Annotated in this window: 1 protein-coding gene; it reads right to left on the reverse strand. The window is 71.4% G+C overall.

Annotation, left to right across the window (positions count from 1 at the left end; genetic code table 11):
• A partial coding sequence (locus RGD00_RS23385) for an NAD(P)H-dependent flavin oxidoreductase (protein ID WP_310459628.1) occupies nt 1-972 on the reverse strand: 972 nt, incomplete at both ends.

The following is a 972-nucleotide window of genomic DNA, read 5'->3' on the forward strand; positions in this document are numbered from 1 at the left end:
GAGGGTTTCGACGGTTTCGTTGACCAGCCGGTCGAGCACTTCCTTGGCCGGGATGACGTCGCGGATCACGCTCGATCCCTGGCCGGCGGGCAGCGCCTGGTGGTGCTTGAGGTCGGCGGCGGCGGCGGCGAAGCGGGTCGGGCCCTGGGCGATGCGTTGCAGCGGATAGGGCAGCATCTCGGCCTCGTGCCCCTCCCAGACCTCGGTGAAGCGGTTGCGGATCTGGCGCACATAAAGCCCGTCGAACAGCAGCGAGCGGACCGTGCGGTCGTAATCCGCCTCCACGATCGACTGCTTGTAGTTCGGCCCCACGCTCGATTCCGGCGTGGCGATGAACCGCGTGCCGACCCAGACCCCCTGCGCCCCCATCGTCAGCACCGCCGCGATCTGCCCGCCATGGACGATCCCGCCCGCCGCCACCACCGGCACGGTGGCGAATTCCAGCACCTCGGCCAGAAGCGTGATCAGGCCCACGTCGCCCGTGTGCCCGCCGCCCTCGGTGCCCTGCACGACCACCACATCGGTGCCGTTGCGGATCGCCGTGCGCGCATGGCGGGCGGAACCGACGATGCTGAGCACCTTGACGCCGCGTTCGTGGCAGGCGTCGACCACCCATTTCGGCGTGCCGAGCGCGCAGGCGATGACCTCGACCCCGTGGCGGAAGCAGATGTCGAGCTTTTCCTTCGCGTCCTCGATGCTCATCGCCTGGTCCTCGACCGGGGTGACGGCGACGCCCTCGGCCTCGATTTCCGCCTGCAGGCGGGCGACGGGGCCGGGCAGGCGGTCGAGCCTGACCTCGGACAGGTCCTTGGGCGCGCGGGCGGGAAAGCCGATGTCGACGCAGACCGGGCGGTCGGTGCGGCTGCGCACGAGCCGGATCTCCTCCTCCACCCGCGCGGGCGTGGGCGAGATGGCCGCGATGGTCCCGAGCCCCCCCGCCGCCGACACCGCCGCCGCCAGAGGCCCGAACGC

The organism is Ruixingdingia sedimenti (assembly GCF_031432425.1).
In the GTDB taxonomy this organism is placed as follows: Bacteria; Pseudomonadota; Alphaproteobacteria; order Rhodobacterales; family Rhodobacteraceae; genus Ruixingdingia; species Ruixingdingia sedimenti.